21 protein-coding genes are annotated in these 22,343 nt (G+C 63.1%); 6 read left to right on the forward strand and 15 right to left on the reverse strand.

Features of this window, described 5'->3' with window-relative positions:
• The first annotated feature begins 22 nt into the window (after positions 1-22).
• Entirely contained in the window at positions 23-1,345 is a 1,323-nt protein-coding gene (phoR, locus tag K675_RS0101490; RefSeq protein ID WP_017901737.1) for a phosphate regulon sensor histidine kinase PhoR, read from the forward strand.
• Positions 1,346-1,473: 128 nt separating this feature from the next.
• On the forward strand, positions 1,474-2,817 hold the full coding sequence (locus K675_RS0101495) for a hemolysin family protein (protein ID WP_026144824.1): 1,344 nt from the start codon (positions 1,474-1,476) through the stop codon (positions 2,815-2,817).
• 67 nt (positions 2,818-2,884) lie between these two features.
• Here the strand turns inward: K675_RS0101495 and K675_RS0101500 are convergent, their stop codons facing one another.
• From K675_RS0101500 to K675_RS0101545, 10 genes are all read right to left on the reverse strand, one after another.
• Complete coding sequence (locus K675_RS0101500; protein ID WP_026144825.1) at positions 2,885-3,781, reverse strand: peptidoglycan DD-metalloendopeptidase family protein; 897 nt, start codon at positions 3,779-3,781, stop codon at positions 2,885-2,887.
• A 66-nt stretch (positions 3,782-3,847) separates the two neighbouring features.
• Positions 3,848-4,153 carry a helix-turn-helix domain-containing protein gene (locus K675_RS0101505; RefSeq protein WP_017901740.1) on the reverse strand — a complete coding sequence of 102 codons (306 nt, stop codon included), beginning with the start codon at positions 4,151-4,153 and terminating at the stop codon, positions 3,848-3,850.
• Positions 4,150-4,482 (reverse strand): type II toxin-antitoxin system RelE/ParE family toxin, encoded by a 333-nt coding sequence (locus K675_RS0101510; RefSeq protein WP_017901741.1) that lies wholly within the window; start codon positions 4,480-4,482, stop codon positions 4,150-4,152. The genes K675_RS0101505 and K675_RS0101510 overlap by 4 nt, the downstream gene beginning before the upstream one ends.
• A 229-nt stretch (positions 4,483-4,711) precedes the next feature.
• The gene (locus tag K675_RS0101515; protein WP_017901742.1) at positions 4,712-5,635 is read right to left on the reverse strand and encodes a response regulator; all 924 of its coding nucleotides are present in this window, start codon (positions 5,633-5,635) and stop codon (positions 4,712-4,714) included.
• A 158-nt stretch (positions 5,636-5,793) separates the two neighbouring features.
• Positions 5,794-6,555: a phosphate signaling complex protein PhoU gene (gene phoU, locus K675_RS0101520; protein ID WP_017901743.1), complete on the reverse strand. Its 762-nt coding sequence runs from the start codon at positions 6,553-6,555 to the stop codon at positions 5,794-5,796.
• 118 nt (positions 6,556-6,673) lie between these two features.
• Entirely contained in the window at positions 6,674-7,507 is an 834-nt protein-coding gene (gene pstB, locus K675_RS0101525) for a phosphate ABC transporter ATP-binding protein PstB (protein WP_017901744.1), read from the reverse strand.
• Between the two features lie 148 nt (positions 7,508-7,655).
• Positions 7,656-9,326, reverse strand: a complete 1,671-nt coding sequence (pstA, locus tag K675_RS0101530) for a phosphate ABC transporter permease PstA (RefSeq protein ID WP_017901745.1) — start codon at positions 9,324-9,326, stop codon at positions 7,656-7,658.
• A 15-nt stretch (positions 9,327-9,341) separates the two neighbouring features.
• A complete protein-coding gene (locus K675_RS0101535; RefSeq protein ID WP_198291601.1) occupies positions 9,342-11,375 on the reverse strand; it encodes an ABC transporter permease subunit in 2,034 nt (677 codons plus the stop codon).
• Positions 11,376-11,823: 448 nt separating this feature from the next.
• On the reverse strand, positions 11,824-12,816 hold the full coding sequence (locus K675_RS0101540; protein ID WP_017901747.1) for a phosphate ABC transporter substrate-binding protein PstS: 993 nt from the start codon (positions 12,814-12,816) through the stop codon (positions 11,824-11,826).
• Between the two features lie 162 nt (positions 12,817-12,978).
• Positions 12,979-14,268 carry an MFS transporter gene (locus K675_RS0101545; RefSeq protein ID WP_017901748.1) on the reverse strand — a complete coding sequence of 430 codons (1,290 nt, stop codon included), beginning with the start codon at positions 14,266-14,268 and terminating at the stop codon, positions 12,979-12,981.
• Positions 14,269-14,698: 430 nt separating this feature from the next.
• Here K675_RS0101545 and K675_RS0101550 point away from each other — a divergent pair, with 430 nt between their 5' ends.
• Both K675_RS0101550 and K675_RS0101555 read left to right on the forward strand, forming a co-directional pair.
• On the forward strand, positions 14,699-15,100 hold the full coding sequence (locus K675_RS0101550; protein WP_010447769.1) for an acyl-CoA thioesterase: 402 nt from the start codon (positions 14,699-14,701) through the stop codon (positions 15,098-15,100).
• A 54-nt stretch (positions 15,101-15,154) separates the two neighbouring features.
• On the forward strand, positions 15,155-16,057 hold the full coding sequence (locus K675_RS0101555; protein WP_017901749.1) for a D-hexose-6-phosphate mutarotase: 903 nt from the start codon (positions 15,155-15,157) through the stop codon (positions 16,055-16,057).
• Positions 16,058-16,359: 302 nt separating this feature from the next.
• Here the strand turns inward: K675_RS0101555 and K675_RS0101560 are convergent, their stop codons facing one another.
• The 5 genes from K675_RS0101560 to K675_RS0101580 form a co-directional block, all read right to left on the reverse strand.
• Positions 16,360-16,896, reverse strand: a complete 537-nt coding sequence (locus K675_RS0101560; protein ID WP_017901750.1) for a DUF3299 domain-containing protein — start codon at positions 16,894-16,896, stop codon at positions 16,360-16,362.
• Between the two features lie 79 nt (positions 16,897-16,975).
• Positions 16,976-17,221, reverse strand: a complete 246-nt coding sequence (locus tag K675_RS0101565) for a GlsB/YeaQ/YmgE family stress response membrane protein (protein ID WP_017901751.1) — start codon at positions 17,219-17,221, stop codon at positions 16,976-16,978.
• A 106-nt stretch (positions 17,222-17,327) separates the two neighbouring features.
• Positions 17,328-18,410 (reverse strand): 5-(carboxyamino)imidazole ribonucleotide synthase, encoded by a 1,083-nt coding sequence (locus tag K675_RS0101570; protein ID WP_017901752.1) that lies wholly within the window; start codon positions 18,408-18,410, stop codon positions 17,328-17,330.
• Positions 18,411-18,421: 11 nt separating this feature from the next.
• Entirely contained in the window at positions 18,422-18,913 is a 492-nt protein-coding gene (gene purE / locus K675_RS0101575) for a 5-(carboxyamino)imidazole ribonucleotide mutase (RefSeq protein WP_017901753.1), read from the reverse strand.
• A 345-nt stretch (positions 18,914-19,258) separates the two neighbouring features.
• Positions 19,259-20,176 (reverse strand): LysR substrate-binding domain-containing protein, encoded by a 918-nt coding sequence (locus tag K675_RS0101580; RefSeq protein WP_017901754.1) that lies wholly within the window; start codon positions 20,174-20,176, stop codon positions 19,259-19,261.
• A 180-nt stretch (positions 20,177-20,356) separates the two neighbouring features.
• Between K675_RS0101580 and aspA the strand changes: the two genes are divergently transcribed.
• Both aspA and K675_RS33305 read left to right on the forward strand, forming a co-directional pair.
• Positions 20,357-21,781 (forward strand): aspartate ammonia-lyase, encoded by a 1,425-nt coding sequence (aspA, locus tag K675_RS0101585; RefSeq protein ID WP_026144826.1) that lies wholly within the window; start codon positions 20,357-20,359, stop codon positions 21,779-21,781.
• Positions 21,782-22,212: 431 nt separating this feature from the next.
• A partial coding sequence (locus K675_RS33305) for a sodium:alanine symporter family protein (protein ID WP_198291599.1) occupies positions 22,213-22,343 on the forward strand: 131 nt, incomplete at its 3' end.

Consider the following 22,343-nt stretch of genomic DNA (forward strand, 5'->3'; position numbering starts at 1 on the left):
GCCGACAAGGACGCATGTTGAAGTGAATCAAAACTGGCATGGCACCCTGATCCGCCACCTGTTGCTGCTCGTGACCGGCTGCCTGCTGGTCGGTTTGATAACCGGCTACTACAGCTGGGCCCTGGCCGTGGGCCTGGGGATTTACCTCGTCTGGACCCTCAAGCAACTGCTGCGCCTGCATGAGTGGCTGCGCCTGCACAAACCCGACGAGGCACCGCCCGATGGCTACGGCCTGTGGGGCGACGTGTTCGACAGCATCTACCACCTGCAACGTCGCGACCAGCGCGTGCGCGGCCGCCTGCAGGCGGTGATCGACCGGGTCCAGGAGTCCACCGCGGCGCTCAAGGACGCGGTGGTCATGCTCGACAGCGAAGGCAACCTGGAATGGTGGAACCGCGCCGCCGAAACCCTGCTGGGCCTCAAGACCCCACAGGACAGCGGCCAGCCGGTGACCAACCTGGTACGCCACCCGCGCTTCAAGGAATACTTCGAGCAGGACAACTACGCCGAACCCCTGGAAATCCCCTCGCCGACCAACGATCGCCTGCGCATCCAGTTGCACATCACCCGCTACGGCAACAACGAGCACCTGATGCTGGTCCGTGACGTCACCCGCATCCACCAACTGGAGCAGATGCGCAAGGACTTCATCGCCAACGTCTCCCACGAGTTGCGCACCCCGCTGACGGTGATCTGCGGTTACCTGGAGACGCTGCTGGACAACGCCGAGGATGTGAATCCGCGCTGGCTGCGTGCCCTGCAACAGATGCAGCAGCAAGGCGGACGCATGCAGACGCTGCTCAACGACCTGCTGTTGCTGGCCAAGCTGGAAGCCACCGACTATCCGTCGGACAACCATCCGGTACAGGTCGATAGCCTGCTGCAGACGATCCGCAACGATGCCCAGGCGCTGTCCGGGCCACTCAACCAGAGCATCACCGTCGAAGCCGCCCCGGGCATCCGCCTCAAGGGCAGCGAGGGTGAGTTGCGCAGTGCCTTCTCCAACCTGGTGTTCAACGCCGTCAAGTACACCCCGGCCGAGGGCACCATCCGCGTACGCTGGTGGGGCGACGAACAGGGCGCGCACCTCAGCGTCCAGGATTCGGGGATCGGCATCGACAACAAGCACCTGCCGCGCCTGACCGAACGTTTCTACCGCGTCGACTCCAGCCGCAACTCCAACACCGGCGGCACCGGCCTGGGCCTGGCCATCGTCAAGCACGTACTGCTGCGCCACCGGGCTCGCCTGGAAATCAGCAGCGTGCCAGGCCACGGCAGCACCTTCACCTGCCATTTCGCCCCGGCCCAGGTCGTGCGCGCACAGAAGAACGAACTCTCCGTCTAAGCGAAAGGTCCCAGCTAGCAGCCACTATGCAAGGGGCCCATGTGCCGCTACATTGGAAGGCTTGGGCCTGCCTTTCAGGCCACGGAACACAACTTCACATTGAAATATGGAAACCGTAAAACCCCATCATGGACCCTTCCCCTAGTAGCTTCACCCTCCTATCGATATTCGCCGATTTCGGCATGATTCTCTTTGCTCTGCTCCTGGTGCTGCTCAACGGTTTCTTCGTTGCCGCCGAGTTCGCCATGGTCAAGCTGCGCTCGACCCGCGTCGAAACCATCGCCCAGCAGAACGGCTGGCGCGGGCAGATCCTGCGCACCGTACACAGCCAGCTGGATGCCTACCTGTCCGCCTGCCAACTGGGTATCACCCTCGCCTCCCTGGGCCTGGGCTGGGTCGGCGAACCGGCGTTCGCCCACCTGCTGGAGCCAGTGCTCGGCGCCGTCGGCGTGAACTCTCCCGAAGTGATCAAGGGCGTGTCGTTCTTCGCCGCCTTCTTCATCATTTCCTACCTGCACATCGTGGTCGGCGAGCTGGCGCCCAAGTCCTGGGCCATCCGCAAGCCGGAGCTGCTGTCGCTCTGGACGGCGGTGCCGCTGTACCTGTTCTACTGGCTGATGTATCCGGCCATCTACCTGCTCAACGCCAGTGCCAACGCGATCCTGCGCATCGCCGGCCAGGGTGAGCCCGGCCCGCATCACGAGCACCACTACAGCCGCGAGGAACTCAAGCTGATCCTGCACTCCAGCCGTGGCCAGGATCCCAGCGACCAGGGCATGCGCGTACTGGCCTCGGCCGTGGAGATGGGCGAACTGGAGGTGGTCGACTGGGCCAACTCGCGCGAAGACCTGGTGACCCTGGACTGCAACGCGCCGCTCAAGGAAATCCTGGCCCTGTTCCGTCGCCACAAGTTCAGCCGCTACCCGGTGTACGACGCCGAACGCAACGTGTTCGTCGGCCTGCTGCACATCAAGGACCTGCTGCTGGAACTGGCCGCGCTGGACCACATCCCCGAGTCGTTCAACCTCGCCGAGCTGACCCGCCCACTGGAGCGCGTGTCCAAGCACATGCCGCTGTCGCGCCTGCTCGAACAGTTCCGTCAGGGCGGCTCGCACTTCGCTCTGGTCGAGGAAGCCGACAGCAAGGTGATCGGCTACCTGACCATGGAAGACGTGCTCGAAGTGCTGGTCGGCGACATCCAGGACGAACACCGCAAGGCCGAACGCGGCATCCTCGCCTACCAGCCGGGCAAGCTGCTGGTGCGTGGTGACACGCCGTTGTTCAAGGTCGAGCGCCTGCTGGGGATCGACCTGGACCATATCGAGGCCGAAACCCTTGCCGGGCTGGTCTACGAGAGCCTGAAGCGGGTGCCCGAGGAAGAAGAGGTCATGGAAGTCGAAGGCCTGCGCATCATCATCAAGAAGATGAAGGGTCCGAAGATCATCCTGGCCAAGGTGCTCAAGCTCGACTGACCACCCACACCCTCCTGGTGGGAGCCGGCCGGGCGGCTCCCACAGGGCCAGGGTTCAGCGGGTCCTGTCACTGCCCGCCCACGGCGAAGTTCGGCAGGGCTTCCATCGGCTGGCTGAACTGGTACGGAATCGACACCAATCCCAGCCCGGTATTGCGCTGCACCACGAAATGCAGGTGCGGCCCGGTGCTGTTGCCGGTATTACCCGACAGCCCCAGCGGGCTCCCCACCGCGACGCGCTGGCCCTCGCGCACGCTCACCGAGCCCCGCTTGAGGTGCAGGTAGACACCCATGGTGCCGTCGTCATGGAGGATCCGCACGAAGTTGCCCGCCGGGTTCTTGCCACGCCCGGACTGGTCGTTCTCGGTCTTGACCACCACCCCGCCCCGCGCCGCGATGATCGGCGTGCCCACCGGCATGGCGATATCCATCGCATAGCGGCTCTTGACCCCACGGTGGCTGTATTCGCCGTTCGGCCCCTGGGTCAGGCGAAAGGGCCCGCCGCGCCAGGGAAACGGGTAGCGATAGCCCTGGGCCTGGCCTGAGGGGTCGCCGAGGGAATAGCGGAATTTCGGGGTATACAGGAACGGCTGCCCGGCCTGGGTCGCGCTCAGTAGCGCGAGGCGCTGGTTGCTGCGTGCCGGCAACACCCTGCGAATCGGCTGCTGAGGCGCTCCGCTGACGTTCTTCAGCGAGCCGAAGCTCAACTCGATCTCCACCGGTGCATACAGGTCGTTGCGCACGAACACTTCGTCACCGCCCTTCTGCTTGCGAATGTCCAGGCGTACCTGCCGCTCCAGGTGCTCGACCATCCGATCGCGGAACACGAACACCTGGGCCCCTGGTGCCGGGCGGTCGCTGTAGGTGACCACCCCATTGGCGTCCACGTACTTGTAGACCGTCATGGCCGCAGCCGAAGTGGCGGCCATCAGCAGGCCACAGGAAAACAGCAGGCGCAGGAACAACATAGGGCAAGTCGCCAAACCAAACGTGGCGAGCAGATTAGCAGGCCGCCAAGATGTTTGTGTGACTCAGGCCGACTGGATCGCGCCCTGGCCGAAGCACAGGTCGACCTCCAGTTGCGCCGGCTCCGACAGGTTCACCAGGGCATCCAGGGAGAACTTGTCGATCTTGCCGTTGAGCAGGTCGTTCAGCCTGGGCTGGCTGATCCCCAGGCGCTGGGCCGCCGCCTTCTGGGACAGCTCCCAGGCGTTGATCCTGCTGATCAGCGCCATCATCAGCCTGGAGCGCAGGCGCATATTGGCCGCCTCCCGGGGCGTCTCCTCCAGGGCATCCCAGACGGAGGAAAAACGTTCAAAATTGGCATGATCGCTCATGATCTTGCTCCTATCTCCTGATATCTCACCCTCGCAAGCTCGATATCACGGGCCTGGGTCTTCCGGGTCGTTTTCCTGAAGGCGTGCAGGACATACAGGGCATCAACCCTGTTGGCCACGTAAAACACCCGGAACGCGCCGCTCTCATCACTGACACGGATTTCGTAGACCCCCCTGCCTACCGTCATCATGGGTTTCCAGTCGCAAGGTGCTTCACCCTGCTGCAGAAGATCCAACTGGAAACCCACTGCTCTTTTCGCCTCCAGTGGGAACGCCCGCAGATCCCTGAGCGAGCTCCCCACGAATACCACATCCTTGTGCCTTGCCATCGATAACTCCCGTGCTTGCCAGGAAAAGCGTAATCAACAGGCGAGGCGTTCGGGGCGTGAGGTTGTTGCAAGACTTGGCTGTCAGCATGTGTTGTCGACCAATCTATATCAAAACAGATATAAATAAATCGGACGAAGGACTATTCGGACGAAAGGCTTTTCGATACGCGAGGTAGGAATGAGGACAGGCAACCCGGCGCGTCAGCCGCACCGGGTTGTCAGGCGGGCATCAGGCGCCGGGAACGAAGTGTTTCTGGGCGGTGCCGCGAGCGATCAGGCGAGAAATGTAGTCGAGTTTCTGCGCATCCTGGTCGATGAACCGGAAGGTCAGTTGCAGCCAATCGCTGTCCGGCTTGGGCTCGTGGGCGACGATGGCGTGCAGGTAGCCGTTCAGGCGCGCCACTTCGGCATTTTCACCCTGCTCCAGATCGAGCACGGCGCTTTCCAGGATCTGTGGCAGGGCCTCGCCACGGCGGACGACCAGCAGGGCCTCCTTGATGCTCAGGGCCTTGATCACGCATTGCTGGGTACCGCTGGCCAGGCGCAGTTGACCCTGGCCACGACCGCCGGTCGCCGGGCTGGCAGTCGCCGCGGCGGCCGGACGCACCGGCGGGCTGTTGAGGATGCCCTTGGACGCAGTTGGCGCCGCGGCGGGGGCTGCGGGAGCCGCAGGCGACACCACCGCCGGCTTGCCACCGGTCAACGCGCTCAGCGAGTCGTTGGCAAACCCTGCGTTCGACTTCGGCGCGGTGCTCATCAGCGCGTCGAGCTTGCCGACCTTGTGCAGTGCCTGCTTGACCTTGGTCAGCAGTTGTTCGTTGGTGAACGGCTTGCTGACGTAGCCGGAGACCCCGGCCTGGATCGCCTGCACCACGTTCTCCTTGTCGCCACGGCTGGTGACCATCACGAACGGCATGGTCTTGAGAGACTCCTGCGAACGGCACCACGTCAGCAGTTCCAGGCCGGACATTTCAGGCATTTCCCAGTCGCACAGCACCAGGTCGAACGCCTCGCGCGCCAGGATCGCCTGGGCCTTGCGTCCGTTGACGGCGTCTTCGGTCCGCACACCCGGGAAGTAGTTGCGCAGGCACTTTTTCACCAGGTCGCGGATGAACGATGCGTCATCCACCACCAACACACTGACTTTGCTCATTGACCATTCCTCTAAAAATCCCGGCCAGCATACTGGCTAATGGCCATTTGCAAAACTGATCAGTCACGCCGGGATTTTATCGCTCGCAAGGCGCATAAAATTCGTACACCACAAACAAAAACGCCCGACCATTGGCCGGGCGTTTCTCTCGGGCAATCTTACTTATCGTCAGCTTTGTCTGGAACATTAGCAGTTTCGGGGGCCAAACCCTCAACTTCCTGACGCATGCGCTTGAGGCCCATGTGCCGTACGTCGGTTCCACGCACCAGGTAGATTACCAGCTCGGAGATGTTACGTGCGTGGTCGCCGATCCGCTCCAGCGAACGCAGGACCCAGATGATGCTCAACACCCGCGAGATAGAGCGCGGGTCTTCCATCATGTAGGTGGCCAGCTCGCGCAGCGCGGTCTTGTACTCGCGATCGATGATCTTGTCGTACTGCGCCACGGACAGCGCCAGCTCCGCATCGAAGCGGGCGAAGGCATCCAGCGCGTCACGGACCATGTTGCGCACCTGGTCGCCGATGTGGCGGACTTCGACGTAACCGCGCGGGGCTTCGCCTTCTTCGCACAACTGGATGGCACGACGGGCGATCTTGGTGGCTTCGTCGCCGATGCGCTCGAGGTCGATCACCGACTTGGAGATGCTGATGATCAACCGCAGGTCGGACGCCGCCGGCTGGCGACGGGCGAGGATGCGCAGGCATTCCTCGTCGATGTTGCGTTCCATCTGGTTGATCTGTTCGTCGATCTCGCGCACCTGCTGGGCCAGGCCGGAGTCGGCCTCGATCAGCGCGGTGACGGCATCGTTGACCTGTTTCTCCACCAGCCCGCCCATGGCCAGCAGGTGGCTGCGAACTTCTTCCAGCTCCGCATTGAACTGCGCGGAGATGTGATGGGTAAGACCTTCTTTATCAATCATTGGTTTAGCTCCGCGAAACTTGCAGGCTTCAAGCCGCGCGTTTCAAGCAGTGATAGGTTGATCCGGGGTTCGCACAGCATCTGCCTTGCCGCCCCCGGCCTGCGGCACACAGCCGCTCCTAGCCATAACGACCGGTGATGTAGTCCTCGGTCTGCTTCTTCGCGGGATTGGTGAACAGGGTATCGGTATCGCCGAATTCCACCAGCTTGCCCATGTACATGAACGCGGTGTAGTCGGAGACCCGGGCCGCCTGCTGCATGTTGTGGGTCACGATGACGATAGTGAACTTGGATTTCAGTTCGTAGATCAGCTCCTCGACCTTGAGGGTCGAGATCGGATCGAGTGCCGAGCACGGTTCGTCGAGCAACAGCACTTCCGGCTCCACGGCGATGGTGCGGGCGATGACCAGGCGCTGCTGCTGACCGCCGGACAGGCCGAGCGCGGAATCGTGCAGGCGGTCCTTCACCTCATCCCACAGGGCGGCACCCTTGAGCGCCCACTCCACGGCCTCGTCAAGCACGCGCTTCTTGTTGATGCCCTGGATACGCAGGCCGTAGACCACATTCTCGTAGATGGTCTTGGGGAACGGGTTCGGCTTCTGGAACACCATGCCGACCTTGCGCCGCAGCTCGGCCACATCCTCGCCCTTGCGGTAGATGTTGTTGCCGTACAGGTTGATCTCGCCCTGGACGCGGCAGCCGTCGACCAGATCATTCATCCGGTTGAAGGTACGCAGCAGGGTCGACTTGCCGCAACCGGACGGGCCGATGAAGGCGGTCACGCGTTGCTTGGGGATGTTCATGCTGACGTCGAACAGGGCCTGCTTCTCGCCGTAGAACAGGCTCAGTTTCGGGACTTCGATGGCCACGGTCTCGCTGGCCAGGTCCAGGCTCTGCTTGCTGCGACCCAGGGCGGACATGTTGATGCCGTGGGGTTGGGTTTCATGCTGCATGGGTAAACTCCCTGCGCTAACAAATTCGTTTCGATTCGCCGCTGGGCGGCGTGTGCAAAAAGGGACCTTGTAGGAGCAAGGCTTGCCTGCGAAGGGCCTCGGAGGCCGCCAAGAGCTGGCAAGCCCTGCTCCTACGGGTGATGCGTCATCAGCTATCCAGCGCCTTGTACTTCTCGCGCAGGTGGTTACGGATCCACACGGCCGACAGGTTCAGCGTGGCGATCACCAGCACCAGCAGCAACGCGGTGGCGTACACCAGCGGGCGCGCCGCCTCCACGTTGGGGCTCTGGAAGCCGACGTCATAGATGTGGAAGCCCAGGTGCATGATCTTCTGGTCCAGGTGCAGGTACGGGTAGTTGCCGTCCAGCGGCAGCGACGGCGCCAGTTTCACCACGCCCACCAGCATCAGCGGCGCCACTTCACCGGCGGCACGGGCCACGGCGAGGATCATGCCGGTCATCATCGCCGGGCTGGCCATCGGCAGGACGATCTTCCACAGCGTCTCGGCCTTGGTCGCCCCCAGTGCCAGCGAACCTTCGCGAACCGTGCGCGGAATGCGCGCCAGACCTTCCTCGGTGGCCACGATCACCACCGGCACCGCCAGCAGCGCCAGGGTCAGCGACGCCCAGAGCAGGCCCGGAGTACCGAAAGTCGGCGCCGGCAGGGCCTCGGGGAAGAACAGCCGGTCGAGCGAACCGCCCAGCACATAGACGAAGAAACCCAGGCCGAACACGCCGTAGACGATCGCCGGAACGCCGGCCAGGTTGTTCACCGCGATGCGGATCACCCGGGTCAGGGCGTTCTGCCTGGCATACTCGCGCAGGTACACCGCCGCCAGCACGCCGAACGGGGTGACGATCATCGCCATGATCAGGGTCATCATCACGGTACCGAAGATCGCCGGGAATATCCCGCCCTCGGTGTTGGCTTCACGCGGGTCGTCGCTGAGGAACTCCCAGACCTTGCCGAAGTAGAAACCCAGCTTGGTGAAGGTGCCCATGGCGTTCGGCTGATAGGCGTGCACCACCTTGCTGATGCCGATCTCCAGTTCCTTGCCGTTGCCATCGCGGGCCGTGAGGCTGTCGCGATTGAACTCGGTGTGCAGTTCGCTCAGGCGTGCCTCGATGGCCTGGTAGCGGGCATGCAGTTCGGCCTTCTCGGATTCCATGTCGGCCTGGGCCGCGGCGTCCAGCTTGCCTTCGAGTTCCAGCTTGCGGCCATGCAGGCGGATACGCTCCAGACCTGCGTTGATCGCGCCGATGTCGGTCTTTTCCAGGGTCTTGAGTTGCCTGGCCAAACCGTTCACCCGGTCGATCCGCGCCTGCAGCTCAGGCCAGGCGGCCTTGCCCTCGGCGACGACCTTGCCGTTTTCCTTGACGTTGACCAGGGTGCCGTAGAAGTTGCCCCACTCACGACGCTCGATGGCCATCAGGTCGGCCGGCGTGCTCAGATTGGTCAGCCACTCGCCGACGATCCAGGTGAAGTCGCTGCCGTTCAGGTCGCGGTTGCCGACCTTGACCAGCTCCCGGGTCATGAACTCGGGACCGTTGTCCGGCACCGGCAGGCCCGCCGTCTTCAGCCGCGCCCGCGGCACTTCTTCCTTCTGTACCACTTCGCCGACCACGACCTGCGGGGCCTGGCCGGGAATGGTGTACTCGGCATGGATCACGTCCGCCGGCCAGAAATGCCCCAGCCCACGGACCGCGATCACCGCCAGCAAGCCGATGGTCATGATGACCGCGATGGACACCGCACCACCGCTGATCCAGACGCCAGGGGCGCCGCTCTTGAACCAGCCATTCAGGGAGTTCTGTTTCACAGACTTCTACCTTTATTAAAGCGACGAGTATTTCTTGCGCAGACGCTGACGAATCAGTTCCGCGAGGGTGTTCATGATGAACGTGAACAGCAGCAGCACCAGCGCCGAGAGGAACAGCACGCGGTAATGGCTACCGCCCACCTCCGACTCCGGCATCTCCACCGCGACGTTCGCCGCCAGGGTGCGCAGGCCCTCGAACAGGTTCATCTCCATGACCGGGGTGTTGCCGGTGGCCATCAGCACGATCATGGTTTCGCCGACGGCACGGCCCAGGCCGATCATCAGCGCCGAGAAGATGCCCGGGCTGGCGGTGAGGATCACCACCCGCGTCATGGTCTGCCAGGGCGTGGCGCCCAGGGCCAGGGAGCCCAGGGTCAGGCTGCGCGGCACGCTGAACACGGCGTCTTCGGCGATCGAATAGATGTTCGGGATCACCGCGAAGCCCATGGCCAGGCCGACCACCAGGGCGTTGCGCTGGTCGTAGGTGATGCCCAGGTCGTGGGAGATCCACAGGCGCATGTCGCCGCCGAAGAACCACGACTCCAGGTGCGGGCTCATGAACAGCGAGAGCCAGCCGACGAACAGGATCACCGGGATCAGGATCGCGCTTTCCCAGCCATCCGGCACCCGCAGGCGCAGCGACTCGGGCAGGCGGCTCCAGGCGAAACCGGCCACCAGGATGCCGATCGGCAGCAACAGCAGCAGGCTGAAGATCCCCGGCAGATGACCTTCGACATACGGCGCCAGGAACAGGCCGGCGAAGAAGCCGAGAATCACCGTCGGCAGCGCCTCCATCAGCTCGATCACCGGCTTGACCTTGCGGCGCATGCCCGGGGCCATGAAGTAGGCGGTGTAGATCGCCGCGGCGACAGCCAGCGGTGCCGCCAGCAGCATGGCGTAGAACGCGGCCTTCAGGGTACCGAAGGTCAGCGGCGACAGGCTCAGCTTGGGCTCGAAGTCAGTGTTGGCGGCGGTCGATTGCCAGACGTATTTGGGCGCGTCGTAGTTCTCGTACCAGACCTTGCTCCACAGCGCGCTCCAGGACACTTCCGGATGCGGGTTGTCGAGCACCAGCGGCTGGATCCTGCCACCCTGTTCGACGATCACCCGGTTGGCCCGCGGCGACAGACCGAACAGGCCCGGGCCGTCGACCACCTGCTCGACCAGCAGGGTGCGGTGCGCGGTACTGTGGAACACCCCGAGCTTGCCGGCGGCATCCAGGGCGACGAAACCCTTGCGACGCTCTTCGGCCGTGATCTCGACGATCGGCGCGGTGCCCATCTGGAAGCTGCGGATCGGCTTCAGGCGCAGTTCGCCATCGGGGTCGCGGGCCATGAACCACTGGCCGAGACCGCCCTTGGAGTCACCGATGATCAGCGAGATACCACCCACCAGTTGCGCACTGGCGGTCACTTCGGTGTTGGCGTCCTCGAGCAACTTGTAGCGGCCATTCAGGCTCTTGTCGCGCAGGCTGAACACGTCGGCCTGGGCACGCCCGTTGATCACGTACAGCCACTGCTGGCGTGGGTCGATGTAGATCGCCTTCACCGGCTCGGTCATCTGCGGCAGGTCGATGTTCTTCTGCTCGCTGGTGACCTCGCCGGTCATCATGTTTTCTTCCTTGGTCAGCGCCAGCACGTGCAGTTGCGCGCCATTGGAACCCACGGCGATCAGCGTCGAATCGCTGGCATTGAGGTTCACGTGCTCCAGGGCATGCCCCTGCTCGTCCAGGGTGATCGGCGTCTCCCCGTACGGGTATTCGATCATCGGGGTGATGGTCTTCTTGCCATCCGGATAGGTCACCTTGTAGCTGTGACGGAACACCAGCGCCTGGCCATTGGACAGGCCGACGATGACCAGCGGGACACCCGGCTGGTCCTTGCTGATGGAAGTGACCTTGGTACCGGCCGGAATCGGCAGGCTCATCCGGGACAGCTCGGCGGCCCCCTCGACGGCGAAGAACAGCACCTGCCCCTGATCGGAAACCCGCATGCCCACCTGGTTCTGTTCTTCCAGGGAGATCATCAGCGGGTTGCCGGCATCGCGCATCCAGGCGGGGCTGACGGCTTTTTCCGCCGTCAGCGAAGCGCCCTGGAACAGCGGCATGACCACATAACCGAGGAAGAAGAAGATCAGCGTGATCGCCGCCAGGACGGCCAGGCCGCCAACGAACACATACCAGCGGGTCAGACGGTCCTTGAGCGCTCGAATTTGGCGCTTGCGCTTGAGTTCAGGCGTATTGAAGTCAATGCGCTTGGGGGGAGAAGTCGTAGTCATGGTGGAATTGGCCAGATCGTTCATGCGCACACCCTAGCGATCCTGTATGACAGAAAGATGACAGTGCAGTGACGCACGGAAGCCGCCGCCCAGCATGGCTGGCAGCGGATTCGGAAATTATGTGCGTGGCTGGCGGGCTGTCTGCAAAATGTCCTTTCAGGATCACTTTCGCGGGCAGGCCCGCCCCCACATACCGGAGTTCAAGACTCCGGCCCGATGCTTACTTCTTGGCGCCTTCGCTCAGGCCCAGTTCAGCCAGTGCCTTGGCGGCAACCTTGGCTGGCAGCGGGATGTAACCGTCTTTCACGACAACTTCCTGGCCCTGCTTGGACAGAACCAGCTTCACGAACTCGGCTTCCAGCGGGGCCAGAGGCTTGTTCGGCGCCTTGTTGACGTAGACGTACAGGAAACGCGACAGCGGGTATTTGCCGTTCAGTGCGTTTTCTTCGGTGTCTTCGATGAAGTCGGTGCTGCCTTTCTTGGCCAGGGCCACGGTTTTCACGCTGGCGGTCTTGTAGCCGATACCCGAGTAGCCGATACCGTTCAGCGAGGAGCTGATGGACTGCACCACGGAAGCCGAACCTGGCTGCTCGTTCACGTTAGGCTTGTAGTCGCCCTTGCACAGGGCTTCTTCCTTGAAGTAGCCGTAGGTGCCGGATACCGAGTTGCGGCCGAACAGCTGGACTGGCTTGTTGGCCAGGTCGCCGGTCACGCCCAGGTCGCCCCAGGTCTTGACGTCGGCCTTGGCGCCGCACAGGCGAGTCGAGGAGAAGATCGCGTCGACCTGTTCCATGGTCAGGTGCTGGATCGGGTTGTCCTTGTGCACGAACACCGCCAGGGCATCGACCGCGACCGGGATGGCGGTCGGCTTGTAGCCGTACTTCTGCTCGAAGGCGGCCAGTTCGGTGTCCTTCATCTTGCGGCTCATCGGGCCGAGGTTCGAAGTGCCTTCAGTCAGGGCGGGCGGTGCGGTAGCGGAACCGGCGGCCTGAATCTGAATGTTCACGTTCGGGTATTCTTTCTTGTAACCCTCTGCCCACAGGGTCATGAGGTTTGCCAGGGTATCGGAACCGACGCTGGACAGGTTGCCCGACACGCCTTGGACTTTGGTATAGGCGGGAATGGACGGGTCTACACCAGCGGCCACCGCGTGGGCAGTCGCGACGCCAGCAGCGACAAAAGTCATTGCCGCCATCAAACGTTTCAGTTTCATGCCTTGCTCCTAGCAGAGAGGGTTATGTTAAGTCGGGGCCAAGTATCGGCAGGCCGCATGAACACTCTATGACTGGTATGTGACAATTAGATGAAAGGCCAGCATCCGCAAGGATGACTGGCCTTTATTCCTGAAACGCTGGAAACCCGGGAAACAGGTGGCTTAGCGGGACTTCGACCAGAGGTAGCCGCCCACCAGCACGCCGACGCTGCAAATTATTGCAACATAATACGCCGGGCCCATCGGGCTTTCCTTGAGCAGCAGGGTCACCACCATCGGCGTCAGGCCACCGAAGATCGCGTAGGCCAGGTTGTAGGAGAACGACAGGCCGCTGAAACGCACCACCGCCGGGAACGCCTTGACCATCACGTAGGGCACGGCACCGATGGTGCCGACGAACAGGCCACTCAAGGCGTACAGCGGGAACAGCCACTCGGGGTGGGCCGCCACGGTGCTGTAGAAGGTCCAGAAGGTGGCCATCAGCGCCAGGCTGCCGATGATGAATACCCGGCCGGCACCGAAGCGGTCGGCCAGGGCGCCGGAAGCGATGCAGCCCAGGGTCAGGCAGACGGTCGCCAGGCTGTTGGCCTGCAGCGAAACGGTCGGGCTGAAGTGAAAAACGGTCTGTAGCACGGTCGGGGTCATCAGGATCACCACCACCACACCAGCGGAGAGCAGCCAGGTCAGCAGCATCGAGATGATGATCGCACCCCGATGGTCACGCAGCACCGCGCCCAGGGGAATGCCGTCGGACAGCGCCTTGCGCTGCTGCAGTTCGGCGAACACCGGGGTTTCGTGCAGCCAGCGGCGCAGGTACACCGAGAACAGGCCGAACACGCCGCCCAGCAGGAACGGGATACGCCAGGCGTAGTCGCTCACCTCCAGCGGGCTGTAGACGCTGTTGATCAGGGTCGCGACCAGCGAACCCAGCAGGATGCCGGCGGTCAGGCCCGAGGTCAGGGTGCCGCAGGCGAAGCCGATCTGCCGCTGCGGCACGTGTTCGGCGACGAACACCCAGGCGCCCGGGACCTCGCCACCAATGGCGGCGCCCTGGATCACCCGCATCAACAGCAGCAGGATCGGCGCCCAGATGCCGATCTGCGCGTAGGTCGGCAGCAGGCCCATGATCAGGGTCGGCACGGCCATCATGAAGATGCTCAGGGTGAACATCTTCTTGCGCCCCAGCAGGTCGCCGAAGTGCGCCATGACGATGCCGCCCAGCGGCCGCGCCAGGTAGCCGGCGGCGAAGATTCCGAAGGTCTGCATCAGCCGCAGCCATTCCGGCATCTCGGCCGGGAAGAACAGCTTGCCGACCACCGCCGCGAAGAACACGAAGATGATGAAGTCGTAGAACTCCAGCGCGCCTCCCAGGGCCGACAGCGACAACGTCTTGTAGTCATTTCGGGTCAGCGGGCGCGCGGGTTGCGCAAGGCTGGGCGACACAGTACTCATGCAAGGCTTCTCTTATATATTTACGAATAGGCCTGTCGGCAGGCTGCCACCGGCGTCAATCCAGCAAAGATCGCACAAGCCGGGTTGTAGGAAAACGCCAAAGCGGTAAAACATGTCGCCAGCGAGGAATGCCTGGAAAGATAATAAAATGTTTCAGAAAGTAAACAATGGCCCGATATAGAGCGATCGAAAGGCCTTTCTGATGGTCGTAGTCAAGCGGGTCGCTCGATATACTGGTGGCTGTCGCCCTGCGAGGGTGCTGTGCAAAAACGTCGTTGGGCCCCCGTTCCAGCCGGTTTTGCAGAGTTTCCCTTTAGTACGCCTTAGAGAAACGTGACGAACGTAGCATGTTCGGGCTGAATCGTTTTTCCAGAAGACGGCTATTCACCTGCAATACCCACGTAGCGTCATGGGTCAGAGGCCCCTGAATATGATCGAACTCGAACAAGAAGATCCCATCCCGCAAGGCGATCTCGCCCTGCAAATCACCGCCTTGCCCCGCGAAACCAACGGTTTCGGCGATATCTACGGCGGCTGGCTGGTCAACCAGATGGACCTGGCCGGCACCGCCATGTCCAGCAAGATCGCTGGCGGCCGCGTCGCCACCGTCGCCATCGACCGCATGGCGTTCCTCGTGCCGGTGGCGGTCGGGGCCCAGTTGTCCTTTTATACACAGGCCCTGGAAATCGGCCGCAGTTCGATCCGGATGATGGTCGAGGTGTGGAGCGACGACCCGCTGTCCAGCGAATGGCGCAAGGTCACCGAGGCGGTGTTCGTGTTCGTCGCCATCGACGGCAGCGGTCGCACCCGCTCCGTGCCACGGCGTACCTAAACCCGCTGCGTTTTTTGCGGTCCATTGCAGTCCCTGTTGCCGAGCGAGAACACAATGAGCACGCCACACGTTGAAACGGTCAAGCTGGATGAACTCAATTGCTGGCGGATCCGCCACGACCAGGCCGAGTTGCTGGTCGCCCAGCAGGGCGCGCATATCCTCAGCTACCAGTTGGCCGGCGAACCGCCGGTGATCTGGCTCAACGACCAGGCCCAGTTCAAGCACGGCAAGAGCATCCGCGCCGGCGTGCCGGTGTGCTGGCCCTGGTTCGGCGTGTTCCAGCGCAACCCCGACAGCGTCCAGGCGATGCGCCAGAGCAGCGAGGAGCCAACCGCCCACGGTTTCGTCCGGACCCAGGAATGGACCCTGCTGGGCATCCGGGCCGATGACGACGGCGTGCTCGCCGAATTCACCCTGCCGCTGCCCGAGGGCGGCTTTGCGGACTGGCCGCACAAGGTCGGGCTGAAGCTGGCGGTGCATCTGGGCGAGAAGCTGCACATCAGCCTCACCAGCGAGAACCTCGATGATCATCCGGTCACCCTGAGCCAGGCACTGCACACCTACTTCGCGGTCAGCGACGTGCGCAACGTGCATGTCGAAGGCGTCGAAGGCCTGACCTACATCGATACCGCGGACCAGTGGAAGCACGTCCAGCAGCAGGGCGAGCTGCGCTTCAGCGGTGAAACCGACCGCATCTACCTGGATACGCCGGCACAGTTGAGCATCGTCGACCCGGCCTGGGAGCGGCGCATCGAACTGACAGCAGAGAACTCGCGTTCGGCGGTGATCTGGAATCCGTGGATCGACCGGGCCAGCCAGCTGGCCGACCTGGCCGACGATGGCTGGCAGAAGATGCTGTGCATCGAGACGGCGAACGTGATGAACGATGTGGTGACACTGGCACCGGGGGCCAGCCATGCGCTGGGCGTGACCATCGGCAGCCGCCGCCTGGGCTGAAGATTCGCGCCTGTGACGAGCGGGCTTGCCCGCGCTCGACTGCAAGCAGTCGTAGAACCTATGTACTCGGTGTGCCTGACACGCCGAGTACATAGCGTCGAGGGCCGCTTCGCGACCCAGCGCGGGCAAGCCCGCTCGCCACAATGAGCAACGTGCGATCTACAGATCCGACTCCCTCCCGATCGTTCCCACGCTCCGCGTGGGAACGCAATCCGTGACGCTCTGCGTCACAAGAGCGGACGCTGAGCGTCCTGAGAGGCGTTCCCACGCGGAGCGTGGGAACGATCAACGATCAAGAAAACCTACAGATCCGATTCCTTCACCACCCGCACCCTTGCCGCATCCAGCGCATACGCCGCATCGGCCAGGTCATTGCTGACCTTCTCGATCTTCAGGGTGCCGGTCACCCACAGCGGCGTGTAGATATCATCCAGCTTCAGCCCCTTGGGATAGCGCACCAGCACCAGTTGGTTCGGCGGCGGCGGCGGCACGTGGATGCAGGCGCCCGGGTAGGGAACCAGGAAGAACAGCGTACTGCGGCCCTTGGCGTCGGTTTCCAGCGGCACCGGATAACCGCCGATGCGGATGTCCTTGCCGTTCATGGCCGCCACGGTCTTGGTCGAATACATCACCGCCGGCAGCCCCTTGGCCTGCTTCAAGCCGCCCTTGGCGGTAAAGGTGCCGTTGGCTTCCGGGGAGTTGTGGCTGATTTCGGGCATTTGCTCGAGAGCTTTCTGGTCCGACTTGGGCATCAGTTCCAGCCAGTCGGTTTCCGGGAGCTCGGCCGCATGGGCCAGGCCGCTGCCCAACAGGAGAAGTGTCAACAGGAAACGACGCATGAGGAACTCGGCAGGAGGGAATCAGGCTGGCATTCTAGCCCCTCTGCGCAGGACGCGCAGAGGGGATTATCGGGTCGACTCAGCTCTTCTTGATCATCCCGTAGATCACCAGCAGAACGATGGCACCGACGACAGCACCGATGAAACCGGCACCCTGCCCGGCATGGTAGATACCCAGTGCCTGACCACCGTAGGTCGCGGCGATCGAGCCGCCGATACCCAGCAGGATGGTCATGATCCAACCCATGCTGTCATCGCCCGGCTTGAGAAAACGTGCCACGAGGCCAACGATCAAGCCGATGAAGATGGTTCCGATGATACCCATGACGTTTCCTCCGAATGGTTGCCCCCAACCGAAGCCTAGCCGCGCCTCGGCATCTTGCCATCAGAGGACGGCGGGGACCGATGGTTCCCGCCTGTCCGGATAACTTTTACTCGGCGATCAGCGCTTCGACCTTCAGGATCTGCGCCTGCAGGGTCGCCCGGTCGGCGCAGCGCAGGTTGGCGTGACCGACCTTGCGCCCGGCCTTGAACGCCTTGCCGTAGTGGTGCAGATGGCAATCGGCGATCGCCAACACCCGCTCCACCGGCGGCACACTGCCGATGAAGTTGAGCATGGCGCTCTCGCCGATCTTGGCGGTCGAACCCAGCGGCAGCCCGGCCACCGCCCGCAGGTGGTTTTCGAACTGGCTGCACTCGGCGCCATCGGTGGTCCAGTGCCCGGAGTTGTGCACGCGCGGGGCAATCTCGTTGGCCTTCAGGCCACCGTCGACCTCGAAGAACTCGAACGCCATCACGCCGACGTAGTCCAGCTGCTTGAGCACCCGACTGGAATAGTCTTCGGCCAGGGTCTGCAGCGGGTGGTCGGTGCTCGCCACCGAGAGCTTGAGAATGCCGTTCTCGTGAGTGTTGTGCACCAGCGGGTAGAAACGGGTTTCGCCATCCCGGGCCCGCACGGCGATCAGCGAGACTTCGCCGGTGAACGGCACGAAGCCTTCCAGCAGACACGGCACGCTGCCCAGTTCGGCAAAGGTGTCGACCACGTCGGCCGCGCTGCGCAGGACCTTCTGGCCTTTGCCGTCGTAGCCCAGGGTGCGGGTCTTGAGCACGGCCGGCAAGCCGATGCTGGCCACTGCCGCGTCGAGGTCGGCCTGGGACTGGATGTCGGCGAAGGCCGGGGTCGGAATCCCCAGGTCCTTGAACAGGCTCTTCTCGAACCAGCGGTCACGGGCGACGCGCAGGGCTTCGGCACTCGGATAGACCGGGACGAACTGCGACAGGAAGGCCACGGTTTCCGCCGGCACGCTTTCGAATTCGAAGGTCACCAGGTCGACTTCGTCGGCCAACTGGCGCAGGTGGTCCTGATCGCCGTAATCGGCTCGCAGATGTTCGCCCAGGGCGGCTGCGCAGGCATCCGGCGCCGGGTCGAGAAAAGCGAAGTCCATCCCCAGCGGAGTGCCCGCCAGCGCCAACATGCGGCCCAGTTGGCCGCCACCGATTACACCGATCTTCATCGTCAAAAACCTCAGGCGATGCGTGGGTCTGGATTGTCCAGGACGCTGTCTGTCTGCTCAGTACGGAATTTTTTCAGCACGGCATGGAAGTGTGGGTGCTTGGCGCCGAGGATGCTCGCCGACAGCAGCGCGGCGTTGATCGCGCCGGCCTTGCCGATGGCCAGGGTGGCGACCGGAATGCCGGCCGGCATCTGCACGATCGACAGCAGCGAGTCCACGCCCGAGAGCATCGACGACTGCACCGGCACGCCCAGCACCGGCAGGTGGGTCTTGGCCGCGCACATGCCTGGCAGGTGGGCCGCGCCACCGGCACCGGCGATGATCACCTCGATGCCGCGGCCTTCGGCCTCTTCGGCATACTGGAACAGCAGGTCCGGGGTGCGGTGGGCCGATACCACTTTCACCTCGTAGGGGATACCGAGCTTTTCCAGCATATCGGCGGTGTGGCTAAGGGTGGACCAATCGGACTTGGAGCCCATGATCACGCCAACCAGTGCGCTCATCGTCGTGCCTCTTCTCTTGGGCGCCCGCGGGCGCGTCAAAAACAACAAGCCACGCGGGAGGACCGGCGTGGCTTGTCATGCGAACAATGGCCGGGCAAACCGGCCGAAGGCCGCGCAGTATACCGAAAAAAACGCGTTTGACGCAGCTTTGTCGACAGGTCGTTTTCAGCCGCTGAAGGCCGGTTTACCTGACTTCCAGGTCAATCCAACCGGGACCGGAACACGCCCCCGTGGGAGCCGGCTTGCTGGCGATCCGCCGAAGGCGGCCATCCACCAGCGATGGAAAAGTCGCTATCGCCAGCAAGCCGGCTCCCACAGAGGTGACAGGCCTGACATCCCGGTATATCAGCCCGCTACCGCCGCCTGCGCCGCGCCGCCCTCCAGCTTGCGCCACAACAACCGCACGTTGGCCTTGCGCACCAGCGCGCAGCGATACAGGCGAATCTCCAGCGGCACATGCCACTGCGGGCCACCGCACACCACCAGCTCGCCCCGCGCCAGTTCGGCCCGCACGCTCAACTGCGGCACCCAGGCGATCCCCAGCCCCTCCAGGGCCATGCCCTTGAGGCTGTCGGCCATGGCCGTCTCGTACACCGTGGTGAAACGCAGGTTGCGCTGGCGCAGCAAGAGGTTAACCGAACGCCCGAGAAAGGCTCCGGCGCTATAGGCCAGCAACGGCACGCTACCCTCGCCCTCCAGGTCGAACAGCGGTTTGCCATCCGGCCCCGCCGCGCACACGGGCAACATCTCGGTGTGCCCCAGGTGCAGCGACGGGAAAATCTCCGCATCCATCTGCAAGGCCGCATCCGGGTCATAGAAGGCCAACATCAGGTCGCAGCCGCCCTCGCGCAAGGCATGCACCGCATCGCCAACGTTGGTCGCCACCAGCCGCGTGGCGATGTTCAGGCCCTCGTTGCGCATCTGGGCGATCCAGCGCGGGAAGAACCCCAGCGCCAGGGAGTGCGCGGCAGCCACCTGGATCACCTCGCCCTGCCCGCTTTCCAGGTGATGCAGATGACGCACCACCTCACCCAACTGCTCGACCACCGTGCGCGCCGTCACCAGGAACAACTGCCCCGCCGCCGTCAGCTCGATCGGCGTGCGCGAGCGGTTCACCAGGGTCAGCCCCAGCGCCGCCTCCAAGCTGCGGATCCGCCGGCTGAAGGCCGGCTGCGTGACGAAGCGGCGCTCGGCAGCCTGGGAAAAGCTGCGGGTGGCCGCCAGGGCACTGAAATCTTCCAACCATTTGCTTTCGAGATTCATCAACTTCTCCGTCACGCGCACCATTTTGGTTCACACGCTCGTCACGCACGCGGCGTCACACCTGCATTATGCCGTTTATGCATGGGGCAGTGTGTAACAGCATTGGCCCAAAAATCCGCGCAGGCCTAGCATTGTCGACGTTCCGGCACCGACCGGGTTCATAACGAGATGATTTCTATCATGTCCTCCGCTGCATCCTTCCGCACAGAAAAAGACCTCCTTGGCGTACTTGAAGTACCCGGCGACGCGTATTACGGCATCCAGACCCTGCGAGCGGTGAACAACTTCCGCCTCTCGGGTGTTCCGATCTCGCACTACCCGAAATTCGTCGTGGCGCTGGCCATGGTCAAGCAGGCCGCCGCCGACGCCAACCGCGAGCTGGGCCACCTGAGCGAAGCCAAGCACGCGGCCATCAGCGAGGCCTGCGCCCGCCTGATCCGCGGCGACTTCCACGAGCAGTTCGTGGTGGACATGATTCAAGGCGGCGCTGGTACTTCGACCAACATGAATGCCAACGAAGTCATCGCCAACATCGCGCTGGAGGCCATGGGCCACAGCAAGGGCGAATACCAGTACCTGCACCCGAACAACGACGTGAACATGGCGCAGTCGACCAACGACGCCTACCCGACGGCCATCCGCCTGGGTCTGCTGTTGGGGCACGACGCCCTGCTCGCCAGCCTGGAAAGCCTCATCCAGGCCTTCGGTGCCAAGGGTGAAGAGTTCGCCCACGTCCTGAAAATGGGCCGCACCCAGTTGCAGGACGCCGTGCCGATGACCCTCGGCCAGGAATTCCATGCCTTCGCCACCACCTTGAGCGAAGACCTGGCACGCCTGAAGACCCTGGCGCCGGAAGTCCTCACCGAAGTCAACCTGGGCGGTACCGCCATCGGCACCGGCATCAACGCCGACCCACGCTACCAGAACCTGGCGGTAGAGCGCCTGGCAACCATCAGCGGCCAGCCGCTGGTCCCGGCGGCCGACCTGATCGAAGCCACTTCCGACATGGGCGCCTTCGTACTCTTCTCCGGCATGCTCAAGCGTACCGCAGTCAAGCTGTCGAAAATCTGTAACGACCTGCGCCTGCTGTCCAGCGGCCCACGCACCGGCATCAACGAGATCAACCTGCCAGCGCGCCAGCCAGGCAGCTCGATCATGCCCGGCAAGGTCAACCCGGTCATCCCGGAAGCGGTCAACCAGGTGGCGTTCCAGATCATCGGCAACGACCTGGCGCTGACCATCGCGGCCGAAGGCGGCCAACTGCAACTGAACGTGATGGAACCGCTGATCGCCTTCAAGATCTTCGACTCGATCCGCCTGCTGCAGCGCGCCATGGACATGCTGCGCGAGCACTGCATCGTCGGCATCACCGCCAACGAGACCCGCTGCCGCGAGCTGGTGGAACACTCCATCGGCCTGGTCACCGCGCTGAACCCGTACATCGGCTATGAAAACGCCACCCGTATCGCCCGTGTCGCCCTCGAAAGCGGCCGCGGTGTACTGGAACTGGTCCGCGAGGAAGGCCTGCTCGACGAAGCGATGCTCGCCGACATCCTGCGCCCGGAAAACATGATTGCTCCACGCCTGGTACCGCTGAAGGCCTGACCTTCAGCCACCGGATCGCAACACGCTCACCAGGTCGAGGGACTAGACACCTCTCACCTTTTGAGGGCTTGAAGGACCATCCTTCAAGCCCTTTTTTTTGACTGGATTTTTCATAGTGAAAACGCCCTGCCAATCGTCTGCCAGACGGCGGTACTCTTCATCCAACTGACGAGGTGTCTGGGACAACGCTTACAGGGTCATTCATGAAAAATGACAGGCTGTGCAGACGCTGGCAGTCCTGATCGGTATAGTGCCGCCCCTCTTCGCGTAAGCGATCCGCGGCACAGCGGCACTGAAACACGCGAAACAACACTAAAAACAACCCGCGCAAGCTCGGGAAGACCTGTCGCCAGCCCACACTGCCCGCAACACCGGGTGTTGACGCGACCGGCCGATCGAGCCGCCTTTGCAAAAAAAGCGAGGATCCATCCATGCTTGAAGTCATCAACGACTTCCTCTCCGGGAAAGTACTGATCGTGCTCATCGTCGGGCTCGGCAGCTACTTCACACTCCGTTCACGGTTCGTCCAGTTCCGCCATTTCGGTCACATGTTCGGGGTGTT

This window comes from Pseudomonas fuscovaginae SE-1, assembly GCF_000364705.1.
Lineage (GTDB): Bacteria > Pseudomonadota > Gammaproteobacteria > Pseudomonadales > Pseudomonadaceae > Aquipseudomonas > Aquipseudomonas fuscovaginae_A.

What these genes read in the sequence shown, in the direction of transcription:
- phoU (WP_017901743.1), bottom strand. Translation starts at nt 6,555, where the DNA reads ATGATTGATAAAGAAGGTCTTACCCATCACATCTCCGCGCAGTTCAAT.
- K675_RS0101505 (WP_017901740.1), bottom strand. Translation starts at nt 4,153, where the DNA reads ATGAGCGATCATGCCAATTTTGAACGTTTTTCCTCCGTCTGGGATGCC.
- K675_RS0101565 (WP_017901751.1), bottom strand. Translation starts at nt 17,221, where the DNA reads ATGGGTATCATCGGAACCATCTTCATCGGCTTGATCGTTGGCCTCGTG.
- K675_RS0101580 (WP_017901754.1), bottom strand. Translation starts at nt 20,176, where the DNA reads ATGAATCTCGAAAGCAAATGGTTGGAAGATTTCAGTGCCCTGGCGGCC.
- K675_RS0101570 (WP_017901752.1), bottom strand. Translation starts at nt 18,410, where the DNA reads ATGAAGATCGGTGTAATCGGTGGCGGCCAACTGGGCCGCATGTTGGCG.
- K675_RS0101495 (WP_026144824.1), top strand. Translation starts at nt 1,474, where the DNA reads ATGGACCCTTCCCCTAGTAGCTTCACCCTCCTATCGATATTCGCCGAT.
- K675_RS0101515 (WP_017901742.1), bottom strand. Translation starts at nt 5,635, where the DNA reads ATGAGCAAAGTCAGTGTGTTGGTGGTGGATGACGCATCGTTCATCCGC.
- K675_RS0101555 (WP_017901749.1), top strand. Translation starts at nt 15,155, where the DNA reads ATGAGCACGCCACACGTTGAAACGGTCAAGCTGGATGAACTCAATTGC.
- K675_RS0101540 (WP_017901747.1), bottom strand. Translation starts at nt 12,816, where the DNA reads ATGAAACTGAAACGTTTGATGGCGGCAATGACTTTTGTCGCTGCTGGC.
- K675_RS0101550 (WP_010447769.1), top strand. Translation starts at nt 14,699, where the DNA reads ATGATCGAACTCGAACAAGAAGATCCCATCCCGCAAGGCGATCTCGCC.
- pstB (WP_017901744.1), bottom strand. Translation starts at nt 7,507, where the DNA reads ATGCAGCATGAAACCCAACCCCACGGCATCAACATGTCCGCCCTGGGT.
- K675_RS0101545 (WP_017901748.1), bottom strand. Translation starts at nt 14,268, where the DNA reads ATGAGTACTGTGTCGCCCAGCCTTGCGCAACCCGCGCGCCCGCTGACC.
- K675_RS0101535 (WP_198291601.1), bottom strand. Translation starts at nt 11,375, where the DNA reads ATGCGCGATGCCGGCAACCCGCTGATGATCTCCCTGGAAGAACAGAAC.
- purE (WP_017901753.1), bottom strand. Translation starts at nt 18,913, where the DNA reads ATGAGCGCACTGGTTGGCGTGATCATGGGCTCCAAGTCCGATTGGTCC.
- K675_RS0101560 (WP_017901750.1), bottom strand. Translation starts at nt 16,896, where the DNA reads ATGCGTCGTTTCCTGTTGACACTTCTCCTGTTGGGCAGCGGCCTGGCC.
- K675_RS0101510 (WP_017901741.1), bottom strand. Translation starts at nt 4,482, where the DNA reads ATGGCAAGGCACAAGGATGTGGTATTCGTGGGGAGCTCGCTCAGGGAT.
- aspA (WP_026144826.1), top strand. Translation starts at nt 20,357, where the DNA reads ATGTCCTCCGCTGCATCCTTCCGCACAGAAAAAGACCTCCTTGGCGTA.